The organism is Pantoea sp. X-Soil-OKNW-556, from assembly GCF_059730695.1.
In genome coordinates, this window is the sequence record NZ_AP035990.1 from 404,868 (window position 1) to 430,347 (window position 25,480).

At 50.4% G+C, this 25,480-nt stretch carries 20 protein-coding genes; 6 read left to right on the forward strand and 14 right to left on the reverse strand.

The genetic code is table 11. The features are described from left to right. The first annotated feature begins 78 nt into the window (after nucleotides 1-78). Nucleotides 79-1,728, forward strand: a complete 1,650-nt coding sequence (locus AC6I8T_RS01800; protein ID WP_021184108.1) for a Na+/H+ antiporter — start codon at nucleotides 79-81, stop codon at nucleotides 1,726-1,728. Between the two features lie 15 nt (nucleotides 1,729-1,743). Here the strand turns inward: AC6I8T_RS01800 and AC6I8T_RS01805 are convergent, their stop codons facing one another. Continuing rightward, complete coding sequence (locus AC6I8T_RS01805; RefSeq protein ID WP_021184109.1) at nucleotides 1,744-2,646, reverse strand: LysR family transcriptional regulator; 903 nt, start codon at nucleotides 2,644-2,646, stop codon at nucleotides 1,744-1,746. Nucleotides 2,647-2,753: 107 nt separating this feature from the next. Between AC6I8T_RS01805 and AC6I8T_RS01810 the strand changes: the two genes are divergently transcribed. The 3 genes from AC6I8T_RS01810 to AC6I8T_RS01820 all read left to right on the forward strand — a co-directional run bounded on the left by AC6I8T_RS01810 (nucleotide 2,754) and on the right by AC6I8T_RS01820 (nucleotide 4,558). Beyond that, nucleotides 2,754-3,179, forward strand: coding sequence for a CidA/LrgA family protein (locus AC6I8T_RS01810; RefSeq protein ID WP_021184110.1), 426 nt, complete (start codon nucleotides 2,754-2,756; stop codon nucleotides 3,177-3,179). Further along, on the forward strand, nucleotides 3,172-3,867 hold the full coding sequence (locus AC6I8T_RS01815; RefSeq protein ID WP_021184111.1) for an LrgB family protein: 696 nt from the start codon (nucleotides 3,172-3,174) through the stop codon (nucleotides 3,865-3,867). The genes AC6I8T_RS01810 and AC6I8T_RS01815 overlap by 8 nt, the downstream gene beginning before the upstream one ends. Nucleotides 3,868-4,012: 145 nt before the next feature. After that, nucleotides 4,013-4,558 (forward strand): YfaZ family outer membrane protein, encoded by a 546-nt coding sequence (locus tag AC6I8T_RS01820; protein WP_208724622.1) that lies wholly within the window; start codon nucleotides 4,013-4,015, stop codon nucleotides 4,556-4,558. A gap of 215 nt (nucleotides 4,559-4,773) precedes the next feature. On the opposite strand, the gene actP is transcribed toward AC6I8T_RS01820, so the two are convergent. The 3 genes from actP to acs all read right to left on the reverse strand — a co-directional run bounded on the left by actP (nucleotide 4,774) and on the right by acs (nucleotide 8,943). Further along, entirely contained in the window at nucleotides 4,774-6,426 is a 1,653-nt protein-coding gene (gene actP, locus AC6I8T_RS01825) for a cation/acetate symporter ActP (protein WP_021184113.1), read from the reverse strand. After that, nucleotides 6,423-6,752: a DUF485 domain-containing protein gene (locus tag AC6I8T_RS01830; RefSeq protein WP_208724623.1), complete on the reverse strand. Its 330-nt coding sequence runs from the start codon at nucleotides 6,750-6,752 to the stop codon at nucleotides 6,423-6,425. The genes actP and AC6I8T_RS01830 overlap by 4 nt, the downstream gene beginning before the upstream one ends. Nucleotides 6,753-6,987: 235 nt before the next feature. Continuing rightward, a complete protein-coding gene (acs, locus tag AC6I8T_RS01835) occupies nucleotides 6,988-8,943 on the reverse strand; it encodes an acetate--CoA ligase (protein WP_208724624.1) in 1,956 nt (651 codons plus the stop codon). A gap of 561 nt (nucleotides 8,944-9,504) precedes the next feature. Between acs and gltP the strand changes: the two genes are divergently transcribed. Beyond that, complete coding sequence (gltP, locus tag AC6I8T_RS01840) at nucleotides 9,505-10,806, forward strand: glutamate/aspartate:proton symporter GltP (RefSeq protein ID WP_021184117.1); 1,302 nt, start codon at nucleotides 9,505-9,507, stop codon at nucleotides 10,804-10,806. Nucleotides 10,807-10,951: 145 nt separating this feature from the next. After that, nucleotides 10,952-11,863 (forward strand): N-acetylmuramic acid 6-phosphate etherase, encoded by a 912-nt coding sequence (murQ, locus tag AC6I8T_RS01845; RefSeq protein WP_208724625.1) that lies wholly within the window; start codon nucleotides 10,952-10,954, stop codon nucleotides 11,861-11,863. Nucleotides 11,864-11,898: 35 nt separating this feature from the next. Here the strand turns inward: murQ and AC6I8T_RS01850 are convergent, their stop codons facing one another. The 10 genes from AC6I8T_RS01850 to AC6I8T_RS01895 all read right to left on the reverse strand — a co-directional run bounded on the left by AC6I8T_RS01850 (nucleotide 11,899) and on the right by AC6I8T_RS01895 (nucleotide 25,389). Continuing rightward, entirely contained in the window at nucleotides 11,899-13,479 is a 1,581-nt protein-coding gene (locus AC6I8T_RS01850; RefSeq protein WP_244634010.1) for a hypothetical protein, read from the reverse strand. 47 nt (nucleotides 13,480-13,526) lie between these two features. Next, entirely contained in the window at nucleotides 13,527-15,212 is a 1,686-nt protein-coding gene (locus tag AC6I8T_RS01855) for a hypothetical protein (RefSeq protein WP_497833454.1), read from the reverse strand. 13 nt (nucleotides 15,213-15,225) lie between these two features. Beyond that, the gene (locus tag AC6I8T_RS01860) at nucleotides 15,226-15,762 is read right to left on the reverse strand and encodes a serine acetyltransferase (protein WP_208724628.1); all 537 of its coding nucleotides are present in this window, start codon (nucleotides 15,760-15,762) and stop codon (nucleotides 15,226-15,228) included. A 105-nt stretch (nucleotides 15,763-15,867) separates the two neighbouring features. Next, the gene (locus tag AC6I8T_RS01865; RefSeq protein WP_208724629.1) at nucleotides 15,868-16,683 is read right to left on the reverse strand and encodes a glycosyltransferase; all 816 of its coding nucleotides are present in this window, start codon (nucleotides 16,681-16,683) and stop codon (nucleotides 15,868-15,870) included. Between the two features lie 29 nt (nucleotides 16,684-16,712). Further along, nucleotides 16,713-17,750 carry a glycosyltransferase family 4 protein gene (locus tag AC6I8T_RS01870; RefSeq protein WP_208724630.1) on the reverse strand — a complete coding sequence of 346 codons (1,038 nt, stop codon included), beginning with the start codon at nucleotides 17,748-17,750 and terminating at the stop codon, nucleotides 16,713-16,715. Between the two features lie 29 nt (nucleotides 17,751-17,779). Continuing rightward, nucleotides 17,780-19,036, reverse strand: a complete 1,257-nt coding sequence (locus AC6I8T_RS01875) for an EpsG family protein (RefSeq protein ID WP_208724631.1) — start codon at nucleotides 19,034-19,036, stop codon at nucleotides 17,780-17,782. Continuing rightward, nucleotides 19,033-19,911: a glycosyltransferase gene (locus tag AC6I8T_RS01880; protein WP_208724632.1), complete on the reverse strand. Its 879-nt coding sequence runs from the start codon at nucleotides 19,909-19,911 to the stop codon at nucleotides 19,033-19,035. The genes AC6I8T_RS01875 and AC6I8T_RS01880 overlap by 4 nt, the downstream gene beginning before the upstream one ends. A gap of 91 nt (nucleotides 19,912-20,002) precedes the next feature. Beyond that, nucleotides 20,003-22,156 carry a polysaccharide biosynthesis tyrosine autokinase gene (locus AC6I8T_RS01885; protein WP_208724633.1) on the reverse strand — a complete coding sequence of 718 codons (2,154 nt, stop codon included), beginning with the start codon at nucleotides 22,154-22,156 and terminating at the stop codon, nucleotides 20,003-20,005. A gap of 239 nt (nucleotides 22,157-22,395) precedes the next feature. Continuing rightward, nucleotides 22,396-23,139, reverse strand: coding sequence for a hypothetical protein (locus tag AC6I8T_RS01890; protein WP_497833455.1), 744 nt, complete (start codon nucleotides 23,137-23,139; stop codon nucleotides 22,396-22,398). A gap of 45 nt (nucleotides 23,140-23,184) precedes the next feature. After that, nucleotides 23,185-25,389, reverse strand: a complete 2,205-nt coding sequence (locus AC6I8T_RS01895) for a polysaccharide biosynthesis tyrosine autokinase (protein ID WP_208724635.1) — start codon at nucleotides 25,387-25,389, stop codon at nucleotides 23,185-23,187. Nucleotides 25,390-25,480: the final 91 nt, after the last annotated feature.

A 25,480-nucleotide genomic window follows, 5' to 3' on the forward strand; every position in this document is an offset into this window, starting at 1 on the left:
CCGTCGTGCGGCGTTTTGTTTTACACTTTCCTGCGCAACAAACATCGCTTTAACGAAAATGATTCGCCTAAGGAAAGCATGGAAATCTTCTTTACCATTCTCATCATGACACTGGTTGTGTCACTCTCTGGTGTTGCGGCACGTATCTTGCCGTTTCAAATCCCGCTGCCGCTGGTGCAGATCGCGGCCGGTGCAATGCTCGCTTGGCCGACCTTTGGTCTGCATGTCGATTTTGATCCCGAACTGTTTCTGGTGCTGTTTATTCCGCCCTTGCTGTTCGCCGACGGCTGGAAAACACCGATTAACGAATTTCTGCATCACGGTCGTGAGATCATCGGACTGGCGCTGGTGCTGGTGCTGATCACCGTGGTGGGTATCGGCTATCTGATTTACTGGCTGGTGCCGGGTATCCCGCTGATTCCGGCCTTTGCGCTGGCGGCGGTGCTGTCACCGACCGATGCGGTGGCGCTCTCCGGTATCGTTGGGGAAGGGCGCATCCCGAAAAAAATCATGTCGATTGTGCAGGGCGAAGCCCTGATGAACGACGCATCCGGCCTGGTGTCTCTCAAGTTTGCTGTCGCCGTGGCGATGGGCACTATGGTCTTCACCTGGGGCGGTGCCAGCGTCGAGTTCCTCAAAGTGGCGGTTGGCGGCCTGGTGGCCGGGGTCGCGGTTTGCTGGCTGTATGGCCGCTCGCTGCGTCTGCTGAGTCGCTGGAGCGGTGACGATCCGGCAACGCAGACGGTGTTATTGCTGCTGCTGCCGTTTGCCTCCTATCTGATTGCGGAACACCTTGGTGTCTCCGGGATCCTCGCGGCAGTGGCGGCCGGTATGACCATCACCCGTTCCGGTATCATCCGCCAGGCTCCGCTGGCGATGCGTTTACGCGCCAACAGCGTGTGGCAGATGCTGGAATTTGTCTTCAACGGCATGGTGTTCCTGATGCTCGGCCTGCAACTGCCGGACATTATTGAAACCTCGGTGGCACAGGCCAACGCCGATCCCAATGTCGAGCTGTGGATGCTGTTCACCGACATCGTGTTGGTGTATGCCGCGCTGATGGTGGTGCGTTTTGGCTGGCTGTGGATGATGAAACGCGCCAGCCTGCGTTTCCTCAAGAAAAAGCCGCTGGAATTTGCCAGCTACTCCCTGCGCGAACTGCTGATTGCCTCGTTTGCCGGGGTGCGCGGGGCGATTACCCTTGCCGGTGTGCTGTCAATTCCTCTGTTCCTCAGCAACGGTGACCCGTTCCCGGCGCGCTACGAGTTGGTATTCCTCTCTACCGGCGTGATCCTGTTTTCGCTGCTGGTTGGTGTGGTGCTGTTACCCATCCTGCTGCGCGGCATGGAGAGCACCGATAAAGCAGGCCATCGACGCGAAATTCAAAGCGCGCGTGCCGCGATGGCCAGCGTGGCGATCGAAAGCCTGCAAAAGATGGAAGCCCGGCTGGAAAAAGACACCGAAGAAAACATCGATCCGGAGCTGTTGAAAGAGGTCAGCCTGCGGGTGATTGGCAATCTGCGCCGTCGCGTGGTCGGGAAAGAGGAGCTGGAGCAGGCGCTGTTTGCGGAGAACCTTGAACGCCGCTTCCGTCTGACGGCGATCCGCGCCGAGCGCGCCGAGGTGTATCACCTGCGCGCCACCCAGCAAATCTCCAACGAAACCATGCAGAAATTGTTGCGCGATCTCGACCTGCTGGAAGCCTTGCTGATCGAGAAAGAAGAGTAACCGCTGCGCCGCGAATCAGACTGAGATTCGCGGCGCATTATCCGGCCAGTGCTCACGACAGCAGGCAATCCACGCCTGAGCGCTACGTGACAAATAACTGCCTTCCCGCCAGATCAATCCCAGGCTCCACTTCAGCTCTGATTCCAGCGGCAGCCACAGCAGTGATTGCTTATCCAGCCGTTGGCAAATCGGTTCCGGCAGGATCGCCAACCCCATTTCCGCCTGCACCATCGCGGCGAGGAAGTCCCATTGACCGCTGCGCACCGCGATATTTGCCGTCAACCCAAGACGATGAAAGGCCTTCATTAACTGGCGATTGAGCGAAAATTCTTCGTTGAAAATCAGCAACGGATGTTCCGCCAGCTCACCCAGCCCCAGATGGGTACGATTGAGCCAGGGCGCGGTGCGCGGCAGCAAAACGCATAACGGATGGTGCATCAACTCCAGTGTATTCAGTGGCAAATCGGCGTCGACCGGCAGCGCCGTCAGCGCGATATCGAGGCTGCCATCCAGCACCGCCTGCTGCACCGTCAGGCCGCCAAACTCGGCGATTTTCAGTTCCACACCCGGATAACGACGGCGGAAGGCAGAGATGGAACCGGCAATTTGCATCCCCACCATTGGCGGAATGCCCAACCGCAGCTCGCCGGTCTTCAGTTGGGTGATGTCACCGATCTCAGCTTCCAGTTGGTGAAACTCCTGCAAAATCGCCAACCCACGCTGATAAACCGCCTGGCCGCTATCGGTAAGATGCAGCTTGCGACCGTCGCGCAGCAGCAGCGTGCAGCCCAGCTCCTCTTCCAGTTGGCGCAGCATTTTACTGATGGTGGGCTGTGTGACGTAAAGCTTCTGCGCGGCGCGGGTGAAGCTTTGTTGGCGCACCACTTCGGTAAAGTAGCGCAGGGCGCGGACGTCCATAGAAGTATTCCTGATTGGCATAGTTTGAATAATATTAATTCATTTTTTTCACACTCTGCCTGCGTTTTATACTGAACACCTGATTTATTTACGGGGGAGTGAGGAAAATGGCGTTCGCATTGAGTCCGCGCAGAACGGACATCCTGCAACGTATTTTCGTCCCGCTACAGTTGGTGCTGTACGTGGGATTGTTTATCGCCAGCGATAAACTGGTGGGTTGGCTGCATTTGCCGCTGCCTGCCAATGTCGTCGGCATGTTGCTGTTGTTGGTGTTGATTATGACGCGCGTGATACCGCTGCGCTGGGTGAAGGCGGGCGCTAACTGGCTGCTGGCCGAGATGTTGTTGTTCTTTGTCCCGGCGGTGGTGGCGGTGGTGAACTACAGCGATTTGTTGCGCAGCGAGGGTTGGCGCATCTGTCTGGTGATTGGCATCAGCACCCTGTTGGTGTTGGCGGCGACCTCGCTGGTGGTTGATCGCGTTTACCGTTTTGAAATGGCGCGTGCAGCGCGTAAGCAGGCGCATCATGAATGATCTGATCATTAGCCTGCTTTGTCTGGCGCTGACGCTGCTGGTTTATTACCTCAACAAACGTTTGTACCAGCGCTGGCGCACTTTGCTGCTGATGCCGTTGGTGATGACGCCGCTGGTGTTGGTGGTACTGCTGCTGATTACCCATGTGAGCTGGAAAGATTACATCGCCGAAAGCCACTGGCTGCTGTGGCTGCTTGGCCCGGCAACGCTGGCCTTTGCGGTGCCGGTGTATGAAAACCAGGAGATTATCAAACGCCACTGGTTATCGCTCAGTTTGGGGGTGGCGACCGCGACGCTGGTGTCGGTGTGCAGTTCGGTGTGGCTGGCGCGTTTGCTTACTCTGCCGGAATCTATTCAGCGCAGCCTGGCCGTGCGCTCCATCACCACGCCGTTTGCACTGGCGGCGGCGAAACCGATTGGCGGTCAGCCGGATCTGGTGGCGCTGTTTGTGGTGATCACCGGGGTGTTTGGCATGGCGGTAGGGGATTTTCTGTTCCTGCGTATCGCGATCAAACAGGGTGTGGCGAAGGGGGCCGGTTTCGGCGCTGCCTCGCACGGTGCTGGTACGGCGCGCGCTTACCAGATAGGTCAGCAGGAAGGGGTGGTTTCCAGCCTGGTGATGATGCTTTCTGGTGTGGTGACGGTGATCCTTGCCCCCTTGCTGGGGCATCTGATGTGGCAGGCGTAATCTGCCAAATTAACGGCCCGCAAGGGCCGTTTTGCATGTTGCTGTCATTCCTGTTTACGTAAAGCTTGCCAAATAAAGTTGTTTCCTGCCGCCTGGCTGTTTACCCTTTCCGCCGAATTGATTGTCCTTCATGGAGTGGAATTACATGTTAAAGCAACTTGTTACAGGAAGCGTACTGGGTCTGGCTCTGCTGAGCAGCGGCGCGCAGGCGATTGAGGGCAGTGTTGACGTGGGTGAACACACCACCAACCTCAACCTTGGCCTCGGTACCAACTCACCGGGTCTGTTCCTTAATGGCAACTGGCTGCGCAGCGATCATGATGGCAGCACTTACGGTTTGGGTCTGGGTTACAACGTTGATTTTGGTAACCTGCGTCTGGCTCCGACGGCGAAAGCGCTGTTTACCCACCCGGAAGATGGTAAAGACGGATTTGCCGTGGCACTGGGTGCGGGTGCGCAGTACAACTTCAATAGCATGTGGGGCCTGTATGGTGGCTACTACTATGCACCGGAATCCTTCTCTGATCATCTCGACAGCTACCAGGAAGTGTCTGGCGGCCTGAGCTTCACCCCGATCTCGCTGTTGAACGTACGTGTGGGTTATCAGTATATCGAGCTGAACAACAAAGGCAGCCGTAAAGACAACGTGCTGGCCGATGGCCCGTATGTTGGGGCGTCACTGCGTTTTTAATCCTCTGCGGTTAGAGTCATCTGCGCGTTGTGACCCTCACCCCGGCCCTCTCCCATAAGGGAGAGGGAGGTGTGCGATATGCCAGTTTTGCACGGACCATTCCCTCTCCCATAAGGAAGAGGGAGGGGTACCATATATTCCCTCTCCCATAAGGGAGAGGGAGGGGTACCATATATTCCCTCTCCCACTTGTGGGAGAGGGCTAGGGTGAGGGCGTCAGTGCGCTTTCCCCTGTGAAATCCCCACACCGGTTTGAGAACGAATAAACTGTCCACGGAAGCGTTGACGTTCAATGGCCCCCTGTTCCGAATGATCAGTAATGGAAAACAGCCAGGTGCCGATAAACGCGGCCAGTATTGAGAACAACGCCGGATACTCATACGGATAGATCGGCGCAGCATGCCCTAATACCTGCACCCAGATGGTGGGTCCAAGAATCATCAGCACCACCGCCGTCAGCAAGCCCAGCCAGCCTCCAATCATTGCGCCGCGTGTGGTCAGCTTCGACCAGTACATCGACAGCAAAATAATCGGGAAGTTACAGCTGGCCGCGATAGAGAACGCCAGGCCGACCATAAAGGCGATATTCTGCTTCTCAAACAAAATCCCCAACGCAATCGCTACGATGCCAAGCACCAGCACCGTGACTTTCGAGACATGCAGTTCCTCGCGTTCGGTGGCCTTGCCTTTGCGGATCACGCTGGCATACAGGTCATGAGAAACCGCAGAAGCCCCCGCCAGCGTTAACCCGGCCACCACCGCCAGAATGGTGGCGAATGCCACAGCAGAGATAAAGCCAAGGAACAGGCTGCCACCCACTGCATCCGCCAGATGGACTGCCGCCATATTGGTGCCGCCAATCAGCGCGCCGCTGGCATCTTTAAAGGCGGGATTGGCCCCTACCAGCAAGATCGCGCCGAAGCCGATAATAAAGGTCAGGAAGTAGAAATAGCCCATAAAGCCGGTGGCCCAAAACACGCTCTTACGCGCCTCACGAGCATCGGCTACCGTAAAGAAGCGCATCAGGATATGTGGCAATCCGGCAGTACCAAACATCAGGGCCAGTCCGAGCGACAGCGCTGAAATCGGATCTTTCACCAACCCACCAGGCTGCATAATGGCTGAGCCTTTCGGGTGTACTGCCATCGCTTCAGTAAACAGCGTGTTGAAGCTGAAACCTGCGGTTTTCATCACCATGACAGCCATAAAGGTGGCACCGAACAGCAGCAGCACCGCTTTGATAATCTGCACCCAGGTGGTCGCCAGCATGCCGCCGAACAGCACATACATCACCATCAGGATGCCCACCAGAATGACCGCGACATGGTAATTGAGGCCGAACAGGAGCTGAATCAGCTTACCGGCACCAACCATCTGCGCAATCAGATACAGCGCCACCACCACCAGTGAACCACAGGCGGAAAGGGTGCGAATGGGTTTTTGCTCCAGACGATAGGAGGCCACGTCAGCAAAGGTATAGCGACCAAGGTTGCGTAAACGCTCGGCAATCAGAAACAGGATCATCGGCCAGCCCACCAGAAAGCCGAGCGAATAGATCAGGCCGTCATAACCGGAGGTGTAAACCAGGGCGGAGATGCCGAGAAACGAGGCTGCGGACATATAATCGCCTGCCATCGCCAGCCCGTTCTGAAAACCGGTGATATTGCCGCCTGCGGTATAGTAATCGCTGCGAGAACGGGTACGTTTGGAAGCCCAATACGTAATCCCGAGGGTCGCGGCGACGAACACCACAAACATAATAATGGCGCCGTAATTGATGGGTTGTTTCTGCACCGCACCGGTAATGGCATCGGCGGCAAAGGCGCTGATGGGGGCGGCGGCGAGGAACAGTGGGAGCAGACGCTTCATGATTTCACCTCGCGCAGAATTTGTTGGGTCAGACGATCAAATTCACTGTTGGCACGCCAGACATAAATTCCCGTCAGCACAAAAGAGATCACAATCAGGCCGACGCCGATGGGGATACCTCGCGTGACGTTAGTGCCGGGATGGAGTGGCGTACCGAGCCAGGCGGGGGCGAAGGCGATCAGCAGGATAAAACCGACATATAACACCAGCATGATCAGGCTGAGCACCAGCGCAAAGGACTGGCGTTTATGCACCAGCTCCTGAAAGCGCGGATTGCTCTCGATTTGTTGCCACACAGCTTCCTGTTGGTTTACGGCTTCGTTCATCACAGTTTCTCCAGAGGCAAGGCAGGCAGTAACCTCACCGGAAAGTGATGTTAACTGACTGAATGTTCTAATTATTTAGTAAATGCGATGTTGACGAGTACGACGGAGGGCAGGGTTGACGATGCGGAGCCTGTGGGGACAGGCTGAACCGCATTGCCGGGTTATATTCGTAGCGGCGCGATTATCAGTACGGCGCGCGATAAATTGCGCCGCTACGTATTTATCAGATGACTATTTACGGCATTTTTATCGACTGTTTCTCTTCCAGTAATTTTTCTACCACGCCTGGATCGGCCAGCGTCGAAGTATCGCCCAGATTACTGGTATCACCGGTGGCAATCTTACGCAGGATACGGCGCATGATTTTGCCGGAGCGGGTTTTCGGCAGCGAGTCGGTCCAGTGCAGCACGTCCGGGGTGGCAATCGGGCCAATCTCTTTACGCACCCAGTTACGTACTTCGGTGTAGAGCTCTGGCGACGGCTCCTCGCCGTGATTCAGCGTAATGTAAGCATAGATCGCCTGACCTTTAATGCTGTGTGGAATCCCCACCACCGCCGCTTCAGCAATCTTCGGATGTGACACCAGCGCTGATTCAATTTCTGCGGTGCCGAGGCGGTGACCGGAGACGTTCAGCACGTCATCAACACGCCCGGTGATCCAGTAGTAACCATCTTCATCCCGGCGTGCGCCGTCACCGCTGAAGTAACGGTGCTTGAAGGTGGAGAAGTAGGTCTGCTCGAAACGTTCATGATCGCCAAACAAGGTACGTGCCTGGCCCGGCCATGAATCAATAATCACCAGGTTGCCTTCCGTCGCGCCATCCAGGGTATTGCCTTCGTTATCGACCAGCGCCGGTTGCACACCGAAGAACGGTTTAGTGGCGGAACCTGCTTTCAACTCGATAGCGCCCGGCAGTGGGGTGATCATGAAACCACCGGTTTCGGTCTGCCACCAGGTATCGACAATCGGGCAGCGGCCATCACCAATCTTGTTGTAGTACCACTCCCAGGCTTCCGGGTTAATCGGCTCACCCACCGAACCCATAATGCGCAGGCTGCTGCGGTTAGTCCCTTCAATCGCCTTGTCGCCTTCGGCCATCAGCGCGCGAATCGCGGTGGGGGCGGTGTAGAGCAGGGTCACTTTGTGTTTATCGACCACTTCCGCCATGCGGCTCGGCTTCGGCCAGTTCGGCACACCTTCAAACATCAGCGTGGTAGCACCACACGCCAGTGGACCATAAATCAGATAGCTGTGTCCGGTAACCCAGCCGACATCGGCGGTGCACCAGTAAACGTCTTCCGGATGATAATCAAAAACATACTTAAAAGTGGTAGCGGCATACACCAGATAGCCCCCGGTGGTATGCAGCACGCCTTTTGGCTTACCGGTAGAGCCGGAGGTATAGAGAATAAACAGCGGATCTTCGGCATTCATCGCTACCGCTTGATGCTGGTCGCTGGCACCTGCCATCAGGTCATGCCACCACAGGTCACGGCCTTCGCGCCAGCCGGTATCTTTACCGGTGCGTTGGAATACCACCACGTTCTTCACGCTGGTGACATTCGGGTTATTCAGGGCATCATCCACGTTTTTCTTCAGCGCAATGCTGCGTCCGGCGCGAATGCCTTCATCGGCGGTAATCACCAATTTGGCGTTTGAATCGATGATGCGTCCGGCGACGGCCTCTGGTGAGAAACCGCCAAAAATCACCGAATGCACCGCTCCGATGCGCGCGCAGGCCAGCATGGCAATCGCGGCTTCCGGCACCATTGGCATATAGATGGCGATCACATCGCCTTTCTTCACACCCAGGTTGCCGAGCACGTTGGCAAAACGACACACCTCAGCGTGTAACTGACGGAAAGTCAGGGTTTTGCTTTCGTTGGCGTCATCACCTTCCCAGATGATGGCAGGATGGTCGCCACGGGTTTGCAGGTGACGATCAAGGCAGTTGGCCGCGAGGTTGAGCGTGCCATCTTCATACCAGCGAATGGCGATATTACCCGGCGCAAAGGAGGTGTTCTTCACTTTGCTATAGGGAGTAATCCAGTCGAGAATTTTGCCTTGCTCGCCCCAAAAGGTTTCGGGATCGTCAACCGACTGTTGGTACATCGCTGCATATTGCTCTGCATTAATCAGGGCGTTCTCGGCAATCGCAGCAGGAACGGGATGCTTGTGAATTTGGCTCATGGCTGACCTCCTTGAAGATGTTAATCATATGTCAATCAATGGTTAATTGAAGCCCGGCCCTGCGGCTTTGTTTCGGTTTTGCAGACTGGATCACGGCCTAAGCCTGTGGGTATTCGTTTGGCAAATATCATGGAATCATCAGGCGCAGCAGGTGCTAACTCTGAGAAATTTCTGAACAAAATATCAGCAAACGCGCCCGGCTGCTTTTTACGCGATTTTGCATAGCTATGCGGAAAATTATCGAATTAAAACTTTTCATAACAGCGGGTTATGGTTTTCTCCCCGGATCAGCATTTTATGCTACAGCGCAGGATAAGAATTAAGCGAACCCGCCAGGGGTTGCATTTACCGTAGTGAAAATGGTACTTATCTCGCCCCTGGCAAGCCAGTATCCACTCAGGCTGCATCACAGGACACGTGCAAAATGTGCGCAAGGTAGTATCGGATGCAGTCCATAATAACCCTCTATTTTATCGGGCTTTTGCTCACTTCCCTGTGTGTTTCGTCTTCTGCTCCTTCGCAGCAGAGCAAAGGGGTTTTAACTGAGGAAAGTAACGCGTTATGAAAGGTTTTAAACTCAGCCTCGCCTGGCAGATATTGATTGCGCTGATTCTGGGCGTCGTGGTCGGTACGGTGTTGCATAATCAACCGGACGATCGTGAATGGTTAATCACCAATATTCTCAGCCCGGCGGGCGACATCTTCATTCATCTGATTAAGATGATTGTGGTGCCGATTGTGGTTTCGTCATTGATTGTCGGCATTGCTGGCGTGGGCGATGCGAAAAAACTCGGACGTATTGGCGTCAAAACCATTGTCTATTTTGAAGTGATCACCACCATTGCCATTGTGGTCGGCATCACGCTGGCCAACGTATTCCAACCCGGCAGCGGCATTGATATGTCAACGCTGGCAACGGTGGACATCTCTAAATACGAAGCCACAACGCAGGCGGTGCAGGGGGCACCGCACAGCCTGGTCACCACCATTTTGTCACTGATCCCGCAGAACATTTTTGCCTCGCTGGTGAAGGGTGACATGCTGCCGATTATCTTCTTCTCGGTGTTGTTTGGTCTGGGGCTGTCGTCTCTGCCTGCGGAACATCGCGATCCGCTGGTGGGGCTGTTCCGTTCGGTTTCTGAAACCATGTTTAAAGTGACGCATATGATCATGCGTTACGCACCGGTCGGCGTATTTGCGTTGATTGCCGTCACCATTGCTAACTTCGGCTTCGCCTCACTATGGCCGCTCGCCAAGCTGGTGTTGTTGGTGTATGTGGCGATTCTGTTTTTCGCCTTTGTGGTGCTGGGGGCGGTGGCGCGCTTCTGCAAACTGCGTATCACCACCCTGATGCGCATTTTGAAAGATGAACTGATTCTGGCTTACTCCACCTCCAGCTCAGAAACCGTGTTGCCGCGCATCATGCAGAAGATGGAAGCCTATGGCGCGCCGAAGGCTATCACCAGCTTTGTGGTGCCAACCGGTTATTCGTTCAACCTTGACGGCTCAACGCTGTACCAGAGCATTGCGGCGATCTTCATTGCTCAGTTGTATGGCATTGACCTGTCGCTGACCGATGAAATCATCCTGGTGCTGACGTTGATGGTGACCTCCAAAGGGATTGCAGGCGTACCGGGCGTCTCTTTCGTGGTGCTGCTGGCAACGCTGGGGAGTGTCGGGATTCCGTTGGAAGGTCTGGCGTTTATTGCCGGTGTTGACCGTATTATGGATATGGCGCGTACCGCGTTGAACGTGATCGGTAACGCGCTGGCGGTACTGGTGATCGCCCGTTGGGAAAACCAGTTCGACACCGAACAAGCCGCCGCTTACGAGCTTAAGTTACGTACGCAAAACGCTGCGTAACCTGCCTCTCATAAACCCGCCATCTGGCGGGTTTTTTTATTCCTGCGCCGGGCAAAACGGAAAAATTTCCCTTTCCACCAGGTGAATTAACAATTCAGTTTGATATATAGTTTCAAGAATAAATTATTCTCTTAGCGGAACCTGTATGAAAATCGATCTCAGCCAGATGATTACTGAGGGGCGTAACCCGGCCAGCCAACAGATTGATGAGCTGTCGACGGAAGCGATGCTGCGCGTTATCAATGACGAAGATAAGAAAGTGGCGCTGGCGGTAGAAGCGATTGTGCCTCAGATTGCCGAGGTGGTGAATGCCATCACCGCCGCCTTCAGTCAGGGTGGTCGTCTCATCTATTGCGGAGCGGGTACCTCAGGTCGTCTCGGGATCCTCGATGCCAGTGAATGCCCACCTACCTTTGGCACCCCGCGCAGCCAGGTGGTAGGGCTGATCGCCGGAGGTCACACCGCAATTTTGCAGGCGGTGGAAAATGCCGAGGATAATAATGAGCAAGGTGCGCAGGATCTGCGTGATATCCAGTTCAGTAGCAAAGATGTGTTGGTAGGCATCGCCGCCAGCGGTCGCACGCCTTACGTGCTGGGCGCCCTCGATTATGCCAAACAGGTGGGAGCTTTTAGTGCCGCCTTAACCTGCAACCCGAACAGCGCGATGGCGCAGGTGGCCGATGTGGCACTGACCCCAGTGGTGGGGCCGGAAGTGGTCACCGGTTCTTCGCGTATGAAAGCGGGCACAGCGCAAAAGCTGGTACTGAATATGTTGACCACCGGCGCGATGATCCGTAGCGGCAAGGTGTACGGCAACCTGATGGTGGATGTCGAAGCGACTAACCAGAAGCTGGTACAGCGGCAGATTAATATCGTTAAACAGGCAACCGAATGCGATGACGCTACTGCGCAGCAGGCGCTGGCGGCCTGCCAGGGACACTGCAAAACCGCGATTGTGATGGTACTCGCCGGTTTGCCGGCGGCAGAAGCACAAGCGCTGCTCAGCCACAACAATGGCTTTATTCGCCAGGCATTGCGCGAGGTGCCGTTGCGTTAATGGAAGGGGGCCAGCGTTACTATGCTGGCACCCGATCATTGCAACGTGGTGTGGATATCGACCCAACTGTCAGCCGGAATGTCGGTGTAGTCACCGAGGGCGGCGGTTATGGTGCCCTCAGAACCGTTCAGGGTGTATTTCAGCGCCCTGACACCAATCACAATCGTGTTGTAAGAATCAGACTCGATAGTCGCCGCCAGATTCTGGATGCCTGCTCCGCCTGCAATCACCGGATTACTGATTTTCCATAAAGATTTTTTCGTGACGATTGATGTGCCGATGATCTTATATTTTCCCGTCGCTTCTTTTGTCGCGGTCAACTTGCCGGACTGCGCGTAACCTCGATTAACCGCGCTAAAGTCATCGTTCTGTTTAAACGCATCCTGCACCGGCGATCGGGTCGCGGCGGCTATGGAGTCAGAGATGCGGATTACTGCCCCGGATGTTTTCACCACACGGCCATCATTAAGGGGGATATAGGTATTTGAGGTTAAAGAATTTTCTTCCTCAACATACACAATACCTTCAGGCTCTCTGTTCAGTGGCCCATCGCCCGCTTGATGAAGAACGACTTTCTCTTCCCCTGAATTTCCTGCCTCGGCATAGCGAAGTGGAATGAAGGTCGCACCTTCGTTACGGGCGGCAATTTTTGCGTAGACCGTTAACGTATTGTCTGACGTGTTGTAGACGTAGCCAAATTGCGTCAGGTTTGCGGTGTCGTGTCGGTAGTCCGAGGGATCGCGTAAGTTAGTGATGCGCAAGACATGCTTCACCGTCGCGGCATTGAGTGATGAGACAAAAATATCATTGCATTGAATCAGATAGGTATAGATTGACTCTGCCAGGGTTCCCCCGGAGATAAAAAATCCGGTGAAGTTCGGGCCTGAATTTCTTACACCGGTTTTCAGGGTGAATAACGTTACCCAACTGGGTTGGCTGAGCCAGGTTGTAGACTGCACATTTCCCTTCCTCAACGGCGCGATTAAATCCTTATCCGTTAAGGCACGCGGAGCAACCACGCCCGATCCCGCATAGGGAGTGCCGTAGTCGGTATATTGCCCCGGTCCGGCAATATACATGTCAGCTGAACCGTCGGCTTTGGGCAGAAAGATTAACGAGGAATGCAGCGTGTCATCTTCGGCACCGGAGAAGGGTAAGCGCAATATGCTGCCATTCCAGCCAGCGATACCTTGTCCATAGGGTTCACTGAACGGGATGGCCACTCTGGCCGCCGTGGGCTTTCCCTCTTTCGTGGCATACGTCTGGAGACGCCCACGTTCATCAATAATTAACGCCCCCCGGTTATCTGGCCCGCCAAACGTTAATCCAGCGATCCCTTTAGGGTCCGAAACGCCTTGTACGATATCAAACTGCCCGCGTTGCTTGACCCGGTCAAACACCGACGTTGTTCCACTGCCCGCCACTTGCTTGCCTTCGCCGGTAAAGAAACCGCCAACCAGTTCGAATCCATTCTCTTTGCCAATCTCAGTACGTAATGTGTCTGGCGCTGCCGTCGCGGGTAAGGGAGGGTGATTTATCCTGACATCACTGGAGTTGGATGCAGAACTGCGGTTTGAGAACAACGCCAGTAGTGTCGAAGGCACAATCCAGTTCAAAAGACGTCTTCTTGATAGAGTCATGATGTCTCACCGTCTGTTTATTATTACAACGCCGTCGGTTGCTGCTGCCAGCCAATGTTGTTGCCAGTGTTTCCCCATATATCCAGGCCGGTATTGGTTGTCCCGGTTTTAAGGGCGGGTGAATCGCTGGCGAGTTGCAGGATATTTTTTGCTTCCTTCATACCCGCCGGCGGCACGAGGGGGAGGGTAAAGCGGAATTTAGGATCGACATATTGCAGCTCGCTGGTGGAGACACCCGCCAGGGCGGCGGGAGCGGCGGATGACCAGGCTTCAGAGTAGAAGATGCAGTTTTTGAAGGCGTATTTGGTCAGCAACGTGCCAAATTCGGACACTTCCGCAGGGCTGATCAGATTGGAATTGTCACGGTGTTTCCAGTAAAAAATACAATTCTCCAGCGTCATGGCAAGGGCGGCTGGATTGTCCTCTTTGCGTGGGTTGCAGAAAAGAACATGGTCATTGGCCTGAGAAACGGTGTCAATAAACAGGCAATTTCGCACGACATTGTTATAGCAATACCAAAAACAACAGGCTTTTTTCCAGTAAATATCCTCGCTGCGTTGTGTTCGCGCGACGCCATCGTTATAGGAAACAATGTATTCAATCACGTTATTCACACAACCCAGGCCAAGGGTATGGTAGAGCGTATAGATGTCATCATTGAGCGGCTTATAACCGTTAGCATGATACCAACTGTTGGAGAAGGGACCCTGAACGAACATAAACGGTTTGGCATTATTGGTCAGATAACCCCAACGTAACAGGCAATGATTGCAGTGATAATCCAAATCTAACGCATAGCGATCGGGCGCGGCTGGCCCGGACCCATGCACCTCAAAATTCTGCCCGGTGGCGTAAGCGCACATGGTCATCCACAGCGGGACATCCGCACGGGCGGTGGTCCATGCATGGGGATCTTTTATCGGGTTATACACATTGGTACGGTAGGACGAGTAATAAATATTATCCCAGCCAGATTCCCATTCATCTCCACGAACATCACGGTTTTTATTTTTACTGGCCGCACCAGACAATAAGACACCGTAATTAACAATGTTGGTGAAAGAAACATCAAGAATACGTACCCCATAGCTTTTTCTTTGATCACCATAATAGGTATCAGGCTCTGAAAGATGGGGGTTGCCACGAATGAATATGCCGCAATTAATGTTATCGCCATAGATATCATGAATAAAAACTTTGTGGGCGATGTTTGTTGTGTCTTTAACGGTCAGGTGGATACATGCCACTTCTTTGGCGGGAGCGGAACCTGCTATCGCGGCCGGATCACCAATAAAGTTAATATGGTGAATTTCCAGATTGCAAATCCCATTGGCATCCCCTCTGAGCGAACCATACAAATAGCCACCGGTATGTTGTTCACCAGGGGTAGAGGAAAGCTGTAACGAGTTGATATTAAAATTCTGGAAAAGGGTATCAGTGTGACGTGTGGCAGCGTCTTTAGGATACCAAATCGGGTAAGCACCCTCACCATAGGATGTCAGAACACTCTGCGTGCCAGAACGATTTAAGAAAAAAGCCATTACATTCTGGCTGATATAGGACCAGTAGAAATGTGTGCCACGTTTAATTGATACGGTGACAGGATGGCTAACTCCGGATGAAATTACCTCATCCATCGTGCGATAAGGTTTTTCCAGGCTCCCGTTACCCGGAACCGTCGCTGAAGGATCAACATAGATAAACTTCATTCTGGGATACCTTTCAGGCTACACGCACCGCGTCTGATTGAAACTTACGAGTTTTAATAAAAGGTTTCTGTGCGACCACGTAGTGGTCATCAGCAATATTGGTCATGACAATGGCCCCTGCGCCAATCATGACATTGTGGCCAATTTCAATATCATCACCGAGGATGCAGGAGTTCACGCCCATAGAAACATTATCACCAATGATAAAATGTTTAGGGTACGGCAATCTATTCCCTCCGACGGTGCAGCATTGTCGAATATTGAAGTTTTTTCCAATCACGCAACCGCTGTTAATGATGACGGAGTAAGCATGCCAGATAACAAATCCATGACCGATCCTGGTCCGATAGGAGATCTCCACACCAAACATAAACTCGTTAAAGAACTTATGCAGAATAACAAAAGCCAGCGTGATGGGATAAAACACCCGCACCCGTTTAGCATGTAAAGAAGCCAGGCGGTACAGCAGTACAACCAGCTTGGATTTGATGCCAGGATTCATTTTAACTTCAGATAATGTCAGTTTGAGGCTACGAATGATGTTCGTCATGATTCACCTTACGCCGGATAGTCATTAATCCTGTTCACAGCAATATCCTGTAAGAACAAAATTTTATTATTTAAAAAATAAGTATGATGGGATGAAATTAAAAAATTAAATTTTGGCTCTGTCTACACGATACAGAAGCTCAAGAAATTTTTCTGGTGCGACGCGGGTAGATACCCTAACGAGAAAAGCCGCAAGGTTGTTAACTACCGAAGCCGTTTTCAATTTGCGTTTCAAATTAAAAAGAGAGACTTCACTTTTGATGTAGTTCAAACCCCTGCGTTTCTTTAACATGCCAGAGCCTGCCCGCACGTTCAACAGAATATCTGTTAAATTATGTGTTGTGTAATTTTCTGCGATTATTCTTAACCACAGATTGTAATCCTCCATAAATAGATGATGTTGATAACCTCCAACGTGATCCACTACGGATTTTCTAAACACGACACTCATATGATTAAACGGATTTTTGAACCGTGAGAAATGTTTAATGTCAGCGTGCAGTTCAGGTAAGCGTTTAAGCCGATGTTGACCTTCTTCATCAAATTCAATCACTGCGGAACCCAACAAGGCCACATCATTGTTTTCTGACATAAATGTCATTTGCCGCTGGAAACGGTGCGGCAGGCATATATCGTCGGTATCCATTCGGGCAATATATTCATATGAGCAATGTTTCATTCCTTCAGCCAGTGCTAATCCCAGACCAATATTTGTTTCCAGTTGCACCCGGTGGATGGGGAGTTTATCTTCCCAGCGTGAAACCACCTTTTCCAGTAAGGGTCCAACAGGTCCATCCATAACCAGAACTATTTCGGTTGGCTGAAGAGTTTGCTGTTCCAGACTACGAAAACAACTATCCAGGTTTTCAGCACTTTCTTTATAATATAGGGACATCAACACGGAAAAATGTTGTTGTAACATAAGTCACCTTTTGCTATGTGTAGAATAATTTAGATTTTTTGGTAAAGTTCGCTGTAGCTAAGTGCCATTTTTTTGGCTGAGTAATTTTTTAAATAATTATTTTTGGCGTTATCCGCCAGACTGGCTTTTTCATCGGACAGGTAGTACTCGTTGAGGCAGCAGATCAAACCATGCGTGGTTTTGTTAAATAAATATCCGCTTTTTTGTTCAAAGGCGTTATGTACCTCTTGATGAGGTTCGATATCTGAACAGATAAAGGTCTTTCCTGAAGCCATCGCCTCAATCAATGCTAATGGCAGCCCTTCGGCATGAGACGCTGAGATAAAACAATCAAAATCTTTATACACCGCATGCGGCTGGTCGGTACTGCCATGAAAAATAATTTTCTCATTGTTGAATTTTTGGCGCAGAAACGTTTCATCGCTACCTGCTCCAATAATATGCAGCTTTGCCATTTTCCCCTGGCACCAGCCACTGAAGGCTTCAAGAATTTGCTGAACATTCTTTCTTTTGTTAAGTACACCTAAATAAAAATAGTGGACCTCATTGTCATGATTCTGATGTTGTAGTGGACGCGGCTGCTCAACCCCATTGGGAATGGCGGTGACGTTATGCATCGCATGGTAATTGACGCAATGTTTCATCACCGCATAAGAACAGGCGACTTTATGAAAGTGGCGAATCATATAACGCCCGACCAGGCCTTCGAGCATGCCTTTAACGAATCCCTTGGTCTGGACAAAATCCACTTCGAAATAGTTATGTATCGTGGTGACTTGTGGTACAGAGGGGAACGATAAATAGTTAAATATATCCGAGACGGTACAGTGGCTATGAATAACCGAAAAGCCACCTTTACGGATAAATCTCAGTATCTGTAATATGGCGGTACGTTTGAAGACGGTGATTTTAGCCCGCGTGGCGAATTCCTCTTCCCTTTCACCACCATTCAGCGCCAGAACTTCAATATCATAAAACGCAGGCAGGTTTTTGATGATATTAAGGCATACGTTAACTGGTCCCGCATTTTTCAAACTTGGGACAATAAAAAGGATTTTATTTTTCATTTTTTGGGTCTTTTAATAGGGTAGTAAGGTTATCTGTGTTTTATCCAGTAGCCGTCATAATCAATATCATTGAGATATTTCTCAAAGTCCTGTTCATTGTAATTCAGCAGAAAAACCGGGCTGGTCCAGGCGTATGACCAGAGTCCACCCATCGTTAACGTCCTGCGTTGGGTATAAATATTGATAATCAGCAAGCTAAGTAACGCAAATACGACAAGATAGTTTCTGAGTAGCAGGCGAAATCTTGCCGAGTCAACTCCGGTTGAGAACAAATACACATAACAAATGCGGATCGCCAGCAAATATTGTGCAATGTTGAGATAACGCCCCATTGCGGTATATGAGACAGACATGATGAAACAGCAGGGAATGAAGAGGTTTAAAAACCGATCAAAACCTTTCACCTCTCCTTTGCTGAAAAGATAGAAAACGAAAGAAGCCAATCCGAGTGAACGGGTAATAATGGCGACCATAATGGTGTTGCTGTCATTGGGCGTTGCGCTAAAGCTACCATCAACATAACCCCCCATAGCATAGTCACCAATGCCCATAAACCCGATGCTGGGCAGAATTGAACGCAGTGCCACAGAACTCAGCAGCCAGAAGAAGATGCTTAACGGTAAGACAAATTTCTTTTCAACTTTAAAGAACAGGCTTGCCACGAAGACAAGAGAGACAAACACCATCGAAAAGTGCATCAGCAATGCAAGCAGCACAAATACACCGCAGCGCAGTTTGCTTCTGCTGAAGTAACAGGTAACGGCATAAATCATAAACACCAGTGCCGTACCGTAGCGGATACCCAGCACGAGGTTCAAAATATTCAGCGCCGAAAAAACCGTAAAATAGGTGAGGGCCAACCTGGTCGATGAGATCTCCCTGTTTTCTCTTTCCGAACTGTCTATCAATGTCACATTACGGAATGCAGCGAGTAACAAGTAACACATCACGCCACCGTAAAATGCCGGGATAAAAAAGAACGGAATATTCAGCAGCTGGAAAATCCAGCCATTAACATAAAGCAGGATATCGGTATGGGCACTGGCAATATCAGAAAAATGCGTACCTGGACCATAAGCATGGATTTCCAGATAGCGCCTGTAGAGATCCCCTAATGGCGGTATCTTGATCAGCAGAAAGAAATAGAACATCGACATCACCAGAAAGGGCAGTCGGTTCATCCCTTTTTTATCCAGAGATAAAAAGGAAAGTATCAACCCACCTATTGGAATGGTCATGCTCATTGCTAAGCTCAGCGGCATTAGCTTATTCATTCTCATCATCATAAGCGGACCTTTAGTGATTGTTTCTGAATGCTAATAAGCTTTCTGATTTTATGTCTGGCAAGGATCAGAAGATTATCAATGCTGGGGTGGTAGAAGAATTCTCTGAGATTAATTTCATCCTTTCTGTTCAGTTTGTCCTGAAAATAGAGCGAGTTCAGGTGCTGACGGCTCAGAGAAGGTTTATGTGTCGTAATAAATTTTTGATAACCCTGCCATGCCTTGCTGCCAGTGGTAATACGTGGGCGATCATCTTCAATATTAACGACATAGCTGGCGTCATCAATTCTGTAACATGAACCATACTGCATGATCATGCGATACCAGAGGTCATAATCTTGCCAGGCAGGAAAGTTGATATCAAAGCCACCAATGTTTTTCATCATGCGGGTTTCGATGAATACCTGGTTACCCACCCAATTTTTAAATCCCATCATATTTAGTGTGATGTCACCGACATAACTCTTCCATTTTTTCTCAATGTGACGATTTTTGAAGATCATGTTGGCGCAAAGAAATGATTTATTCAGTCTCTGGCTGGCAGTGACAAAATTCGCGATTCTGCTATGCAGAAAATAGTCGTCATCATCCAGGCCAGTAATAAATTCACCTTTGGCGATGGCTATGCAACGATTACGCGCATAACAGGCTCCCATCGGGACATCATTTCTAAGATAGATAATGCGGCCATCCCGTTTTTTCATCTCCGCAATCACCATTTGGGTATTATCAGACGAACCATCATCACAAATAATAATTTCCAGGTTTGTATAGGTCTGGTTTTGAACCGATGCTATGGCACGTTTAACCAGTGACGAGCGATTGTGGGTTGGAATATAAATCGTCACTAAAGGTCGTGCTGCGTACTTAGCATTCATAATGCTGATCTCCTGGGGAATAGAATGGACATTCCACTTCGTGTGAAATGTTAAAGTTAATTAAGTGCGTAGCTACGCGTGAATAATTATTTTATCCTTGCCTGGCGGACTCATAAGTATATTGGATATTGCTGTAACGGTAATATCCATAGGAACGAAGTTTGGTCCCATTCAGAATACATCCATTAATATGAATACCGTTGCGTTCAAAACGACGCTGACTGATTTCAACTTCCTTGAGGGTATTTTTTTCGCAGCGTACTACCAGCATGGTCGTTCCGGCGTAGGCACCAATAATCTCCGCGTCCGTAACGGCCAGCACCGGGGGCGTGTCTACCACCACTAAATCGTAATTTTTCTCAGCCCAGCGCATCAGATCACCAAACCGTCGGCTCATCAGGAGTTCGGTAAAACCCTGGTCAAGGGTGCCACGACCAATAAAGTGCAGATCATCGCTGATGGTTATTGGCTGGATTGATTCAATGGGATACTTCGCCGCCAGAATATTTGATAATCCTGCTTTTTCCTTAACATTGAAAATATGATGCGCGGTGCCTCTTCTTAAATCAGCATCAATCAGCAGCACTTTCTTCCCTGTTTGCGCCATCACCGCACTGAAATTGGTGCTGATGAAGGTTTTCCCCACACTGGCGCTGGCGCCTGAAATCATCAGAATGTTGTTACGTGCTTCCAGCATGGAAAAATGTATATTGGTTCTCAAACTACGCAACGCTTCAATCGCCAGATCCGTGGGGTTTTCCCGCAGAAGAAAGGCTTTTGCCATTTTGTAGATGTTCTTCTTATTACTTTTTTCCAGCCAGGGTGAAAACGGAATGCTGGAATAAACGGTCATTCCCTGTTCTTCTAATTCCTCTGATGTTTCCACCGCTTTATCCAGTACAAATCGGATAAAAATCACATTTATCGACACTAAAAGGCCAAGCAACAAGCCTTGAATAATGATGAGGTATTTATTCGGTGAAACCGGTTCAGGATCATCAAGCGGATGGTCAAGCACGCGCGCATTGCCAATTGCACTGGATACGGCGATGTTCAGTTCCTGTTGTCTGCTCAGCAAGTGCATATAAAGTGTTTGTCCGGAATCAACATCACGGGTCAGGCGTAATATTTCCTGCTGCACGGCGGGCATCGCCGCTATCTTCTCTTTCAACCCATCTCTTGCTGCCAGCAGCGTCTGGCGTTTATCCAGCAGCGTTTTATACATCGGATGATCTTTGGTATAGAGCTGTGAGATGTCAGCTTCGTTGATGGTCAACTCATTGAGTTGATTATCAATATCTACCGACTGGTCAAGCACCGATTGCGCTTCCAGCGGCAGATCGACGGTGCCGTTTTTTTCTCTGGCAGCATTCAGCTTATCTTCATTACGGTCTAACTCACTGCGCACTTCGGGGAGCTGCTGGTTCAAATACACCAGGCTGCGACTATCCTGCGCAACCTGCTCGCTAATATTCTGGTGAAGATAATGTGAGGCGATATTATCCAGCACCCGCATGGTTTCGTGTTGATCTTCTCCGGTCAACGTCAGTCTGATCATGCTGCTATTGATATCCGGGTCCTGCGCGCTCAGCTGATGTTGAAGCCTGTTGATTGCGTTCAGTCTGGAGAGATAAGTCGCAGTGAATTGCGTCCCCGGCAGCGCGTTGATGCTGGCAACCAGGATTTGCATGCCTGCGTGCGCAAAAACTTTGCCGGTTTCAGCCACAAAGGAGGCATTGCCCCAGTTAATCTGATAATGGCGGCTATCCAGCACCGTTAATGTCACCTGCTCGCTGTTGTCGTCAGTGGTGCCGGGTAAAAAAAGTTGGCTGACGTCAATTTCACCCGAAGATTTTCCTGTCAACGTTGCCAACGCTGAACCAATAATCGGCATGTGCTTCGGCTCAACCACCACCTGCAAATTAAGGTCGTCAACCGTCGCACCGAGGATATGGCGTGATTGCAGTAATTTCACATCGATAGCTGACACCGGTTTGCCATCAGGCAGCGGCGTACTGTTCTGATTAGCCAGAATAGCGTTGGCACGTTGCGGCTCTAACTGAATCAGTGCATTGGCCTGATAAACGACGGGCGTCAGTAACGTATAGACCCACGCCATCAGCATAAAACTGACGGTGATAACCAGTATCAAATAGCGGGACTCGAGCAGTTCCGCGAACAGTCGACTGGTATCGACCCCCTCTTCGTCATCCATTAGCATGTTTACAACCGGTTTCATGGGCATGGTTTTTATCCTGTTATCTTTGTACAGAAGTTACAGGCATAGCCCGCGCCAGATGATCGACGGAGAGAGACGACACTCAGATTGAATGTGTATGCGCTGCTGTAAAGTAGTCATATAAAATAAATCCAAAAAATAAAAAATGGGCTATTGGTTTTACGTTCTTGATACAAGGATTTTAAAAATTAAAAATTTCCCGGAAAATTTTCTGTCGTAAGTGTTATTATTTTCTTTCATCCATATCAATAGCGAAAACGACTCATTTTTACCGATAAGAAACTATCGCGCAGTTTGTCCAGCGCGCGCCATTTACTGGTTATCCCTTGCGACTGCACCAGGGCATAATTAAGTGAGTTAACAACCTGTATGGCAATATTGATCTGCTCCGTTTTCAACAAGTCGAGTCGACTGAAAAAACCAGTATCACAACCGTTTAATGCAAACTGGCTGTCGAATACGCCCATATTTCTTGCTGAAAACTTCTCGATTAATGAGCGATAGATCACCAGACCTAACCCCAATGATTTAACCGTGCTCTCGGTGTTGATGTTGAAACCGTCGGCGGCTTTACACACCGCTTCATTAATAATTGGATAATAAACCCGGCCATCGACACGCCCACGAATACTTGGGATTTGTAAGTCCACGCCTTGCTTATGGTAGCGATCAAGACGTTTTATATATTCTTTGTTCAGAACACTGTCATCATCGCAAAAAATAAAGCGGTCATAGCTTGCATTTTTGCTGATAACATTATTGCAGACTTCGCCCAATGGCAGATCACCAATTGACTCTTTAATGTCGACATTATTGACACAAAAGCCCAGGGTATGAATGAAGTCTTTATCAAATCGCAGCGGATTCGGTCCCCGATTGATGATCAGGAGATCGGTATCGGCACAAGATTTATTCATCATGCCATTAAGAACGCGTGAGTCTTTATAATTTTTACCGCTTAAAATTACAACGAAGATTGTTTTACGCATAGGAAAACCTTTAACCATTGAGTTTAGCGTTTAAAAACACCCTGGTTACACAGAGGGCATTTTCATTGACTCAGTCTTGTTATCCTTTTTTTCATCTGCATAGGCGTAATTATATTGACTATATCCATAGACATAATAATTGCTTGCCTTATTGAGCACGCTATTAAGAATGCATCCTTTGATTTCCACCCCCACATGTTCGAAGCGTTTGATACTGACCTGCACTTCTTTGATGGTGTTGACCTCAAATCGCGCAACCAGCATGGACGTGCCTGCATAGCGTCCAATGATTGCGGCATCGGTGACTGCCAGAATCGGCGCAGTATCAACAATCACCAGATCATAATTATTCGATGCCCAGGTTAATAAAGCTTCAAATCTCTTATGCGAGAGCAATTCTGCCGGGTTCGGAGGAATGCTTCCGTGTGATATAAAATCGAAGCCAACACCAGGGACTTTCTTATCTAAGTCAACCACGTTGACCTGACCAGAGATAATGTCTGACAACCCTTTATTCCCACGATGATTAAACAGCTTATGGGCATAGCCTTTACGCATATCGGCGTCAATAAATAACACCCTCTGACCTGACTGAGCGACCACTGCCGCTAAGTTGCTGGCAATAAATGTCTTACCGACGTTTTGCGTGGCGCCAGAGATCATTAACACGTTGTTTCTGGCTTGCAGCATCGCAAAGTAAAGGCTGGTGCGCAGACTGCGCAATGCCTCAATCGCCAGGTCAGCAGGGTTTTCAATTGCCAGGAACTTGCTCCCCACAACCGACTTTTTGCTACCGAAGCGTTTCACGCCTTGATTCTGCTTATTCAACCATTCGGACACCGGCACATTGGCATACACACTCACCCCGATGTGCTCCAGTTGCTCAGCTGATGCAATTGTCCGACGCAATAACATCTTCCCGGCAACCAGTATCAGCGAGAAAATAAATCCGGCGACCAGGGCCGTCACCACCATATTTGTTCTTTGCGGCAGAACAGGAGACGGCTGCGTCACAGCGGTGTCAATAATATGCACATTACCGATGATGCTTGATCTCGCCACGCCCAGCTCTTGCTGACGGTTAAGTAGCTGCATGTAAATAGCACGTCCGGAGTCCACATCGCGGCTCAGACGTTCAACTTGCTGCTGGGTGGCCGGCATCGTGGAAATACGCTTGTTCAGATCGTCGCGCTCCTGTAATAACGTCTGGCGCTTGTCCAGCAACGTTTTATAGGTCGGGTGATCTTTGGTATATAACTGTGAAATTTCAGATTCACGAAACGTCAGTTCATTCAGCTGACTATCCACATTCACCACTTGATCAAGCACGGCTTTCGCCTCCAGAGACAAATCCACCGAGTCTACCTGGCGACGGTAAAGATTCATTTTGTCTTCTGCTGCATCGAGATCACTGCGTACCTGTGGTAATTGCTGATGCAGAAAATCGAGGCTGTTAGTATCCTCAGCCCGTTGCCGGGCAACGTTCTGTTCTAAATAGTTCTCGCTGATTACATTCAGGATCGATGCGGCTCTGGCTTTGTCATCACTGCTCAATGTCAGCAGCAGGATCCCGGTTTTCTTGCCCTGATCCTCGACATCAAAGTTATCCAGCAGGCTGGCAATAGCCGCCTGGCGTGAAATATATTTCACGGTGAATTTCGTCCCCGGTTGGGCATGCATGCTATCGACATTCAGTAACATGCCATCGCGGGTGATCGGGCTACCGACGTTGCCATAGAACTGGACATTGCCGTTCTCGACAAGGAAACGCTCGTTATCCACAACGGTTAAGGTAATGCGCGGCGGGGTTTCATCTGTACGTGGCAGATACAACTGACTGATGCTGAGTTTTCCCGGCACCTCTCCCGTCAACCTTGCCCATCCACGGCCAAACAGCGGAAAATATTGCTGGCTAATGACAGCCTGTAAGTTCAAATCATTAACGGTCTTGCCGAGGATCATGCGCGATTGCAGCAATGCGATCTCGGGCGCGGAGACGGGCTCGGTATCCGGCAGCATTGGGCTGATGTTATTCAGCAACGCATTCCCCTGCTTTTGCTCAATCTGAATCATCGCATTCGCCTGATAAACCGGCGTGACGAACAGTGCATAAACAATCGCAAACAGGGTAACGACACTGGTCACCGCGATAATCAATTTACGATGATCCAGCAGCCCACCGTAAATGCGCCCCAAATCGATCTCTTCTGATTTGGCGGTGACGATTTTATGTTTAATAGTGGTTGTCATGCCATGATTCCCGTGAAATCCACCAGTGGGCCTTGCAGCCCAACAATTACCGGCCTGAGCAATAAATTGATAAACAGCATCAAAAGCTCCG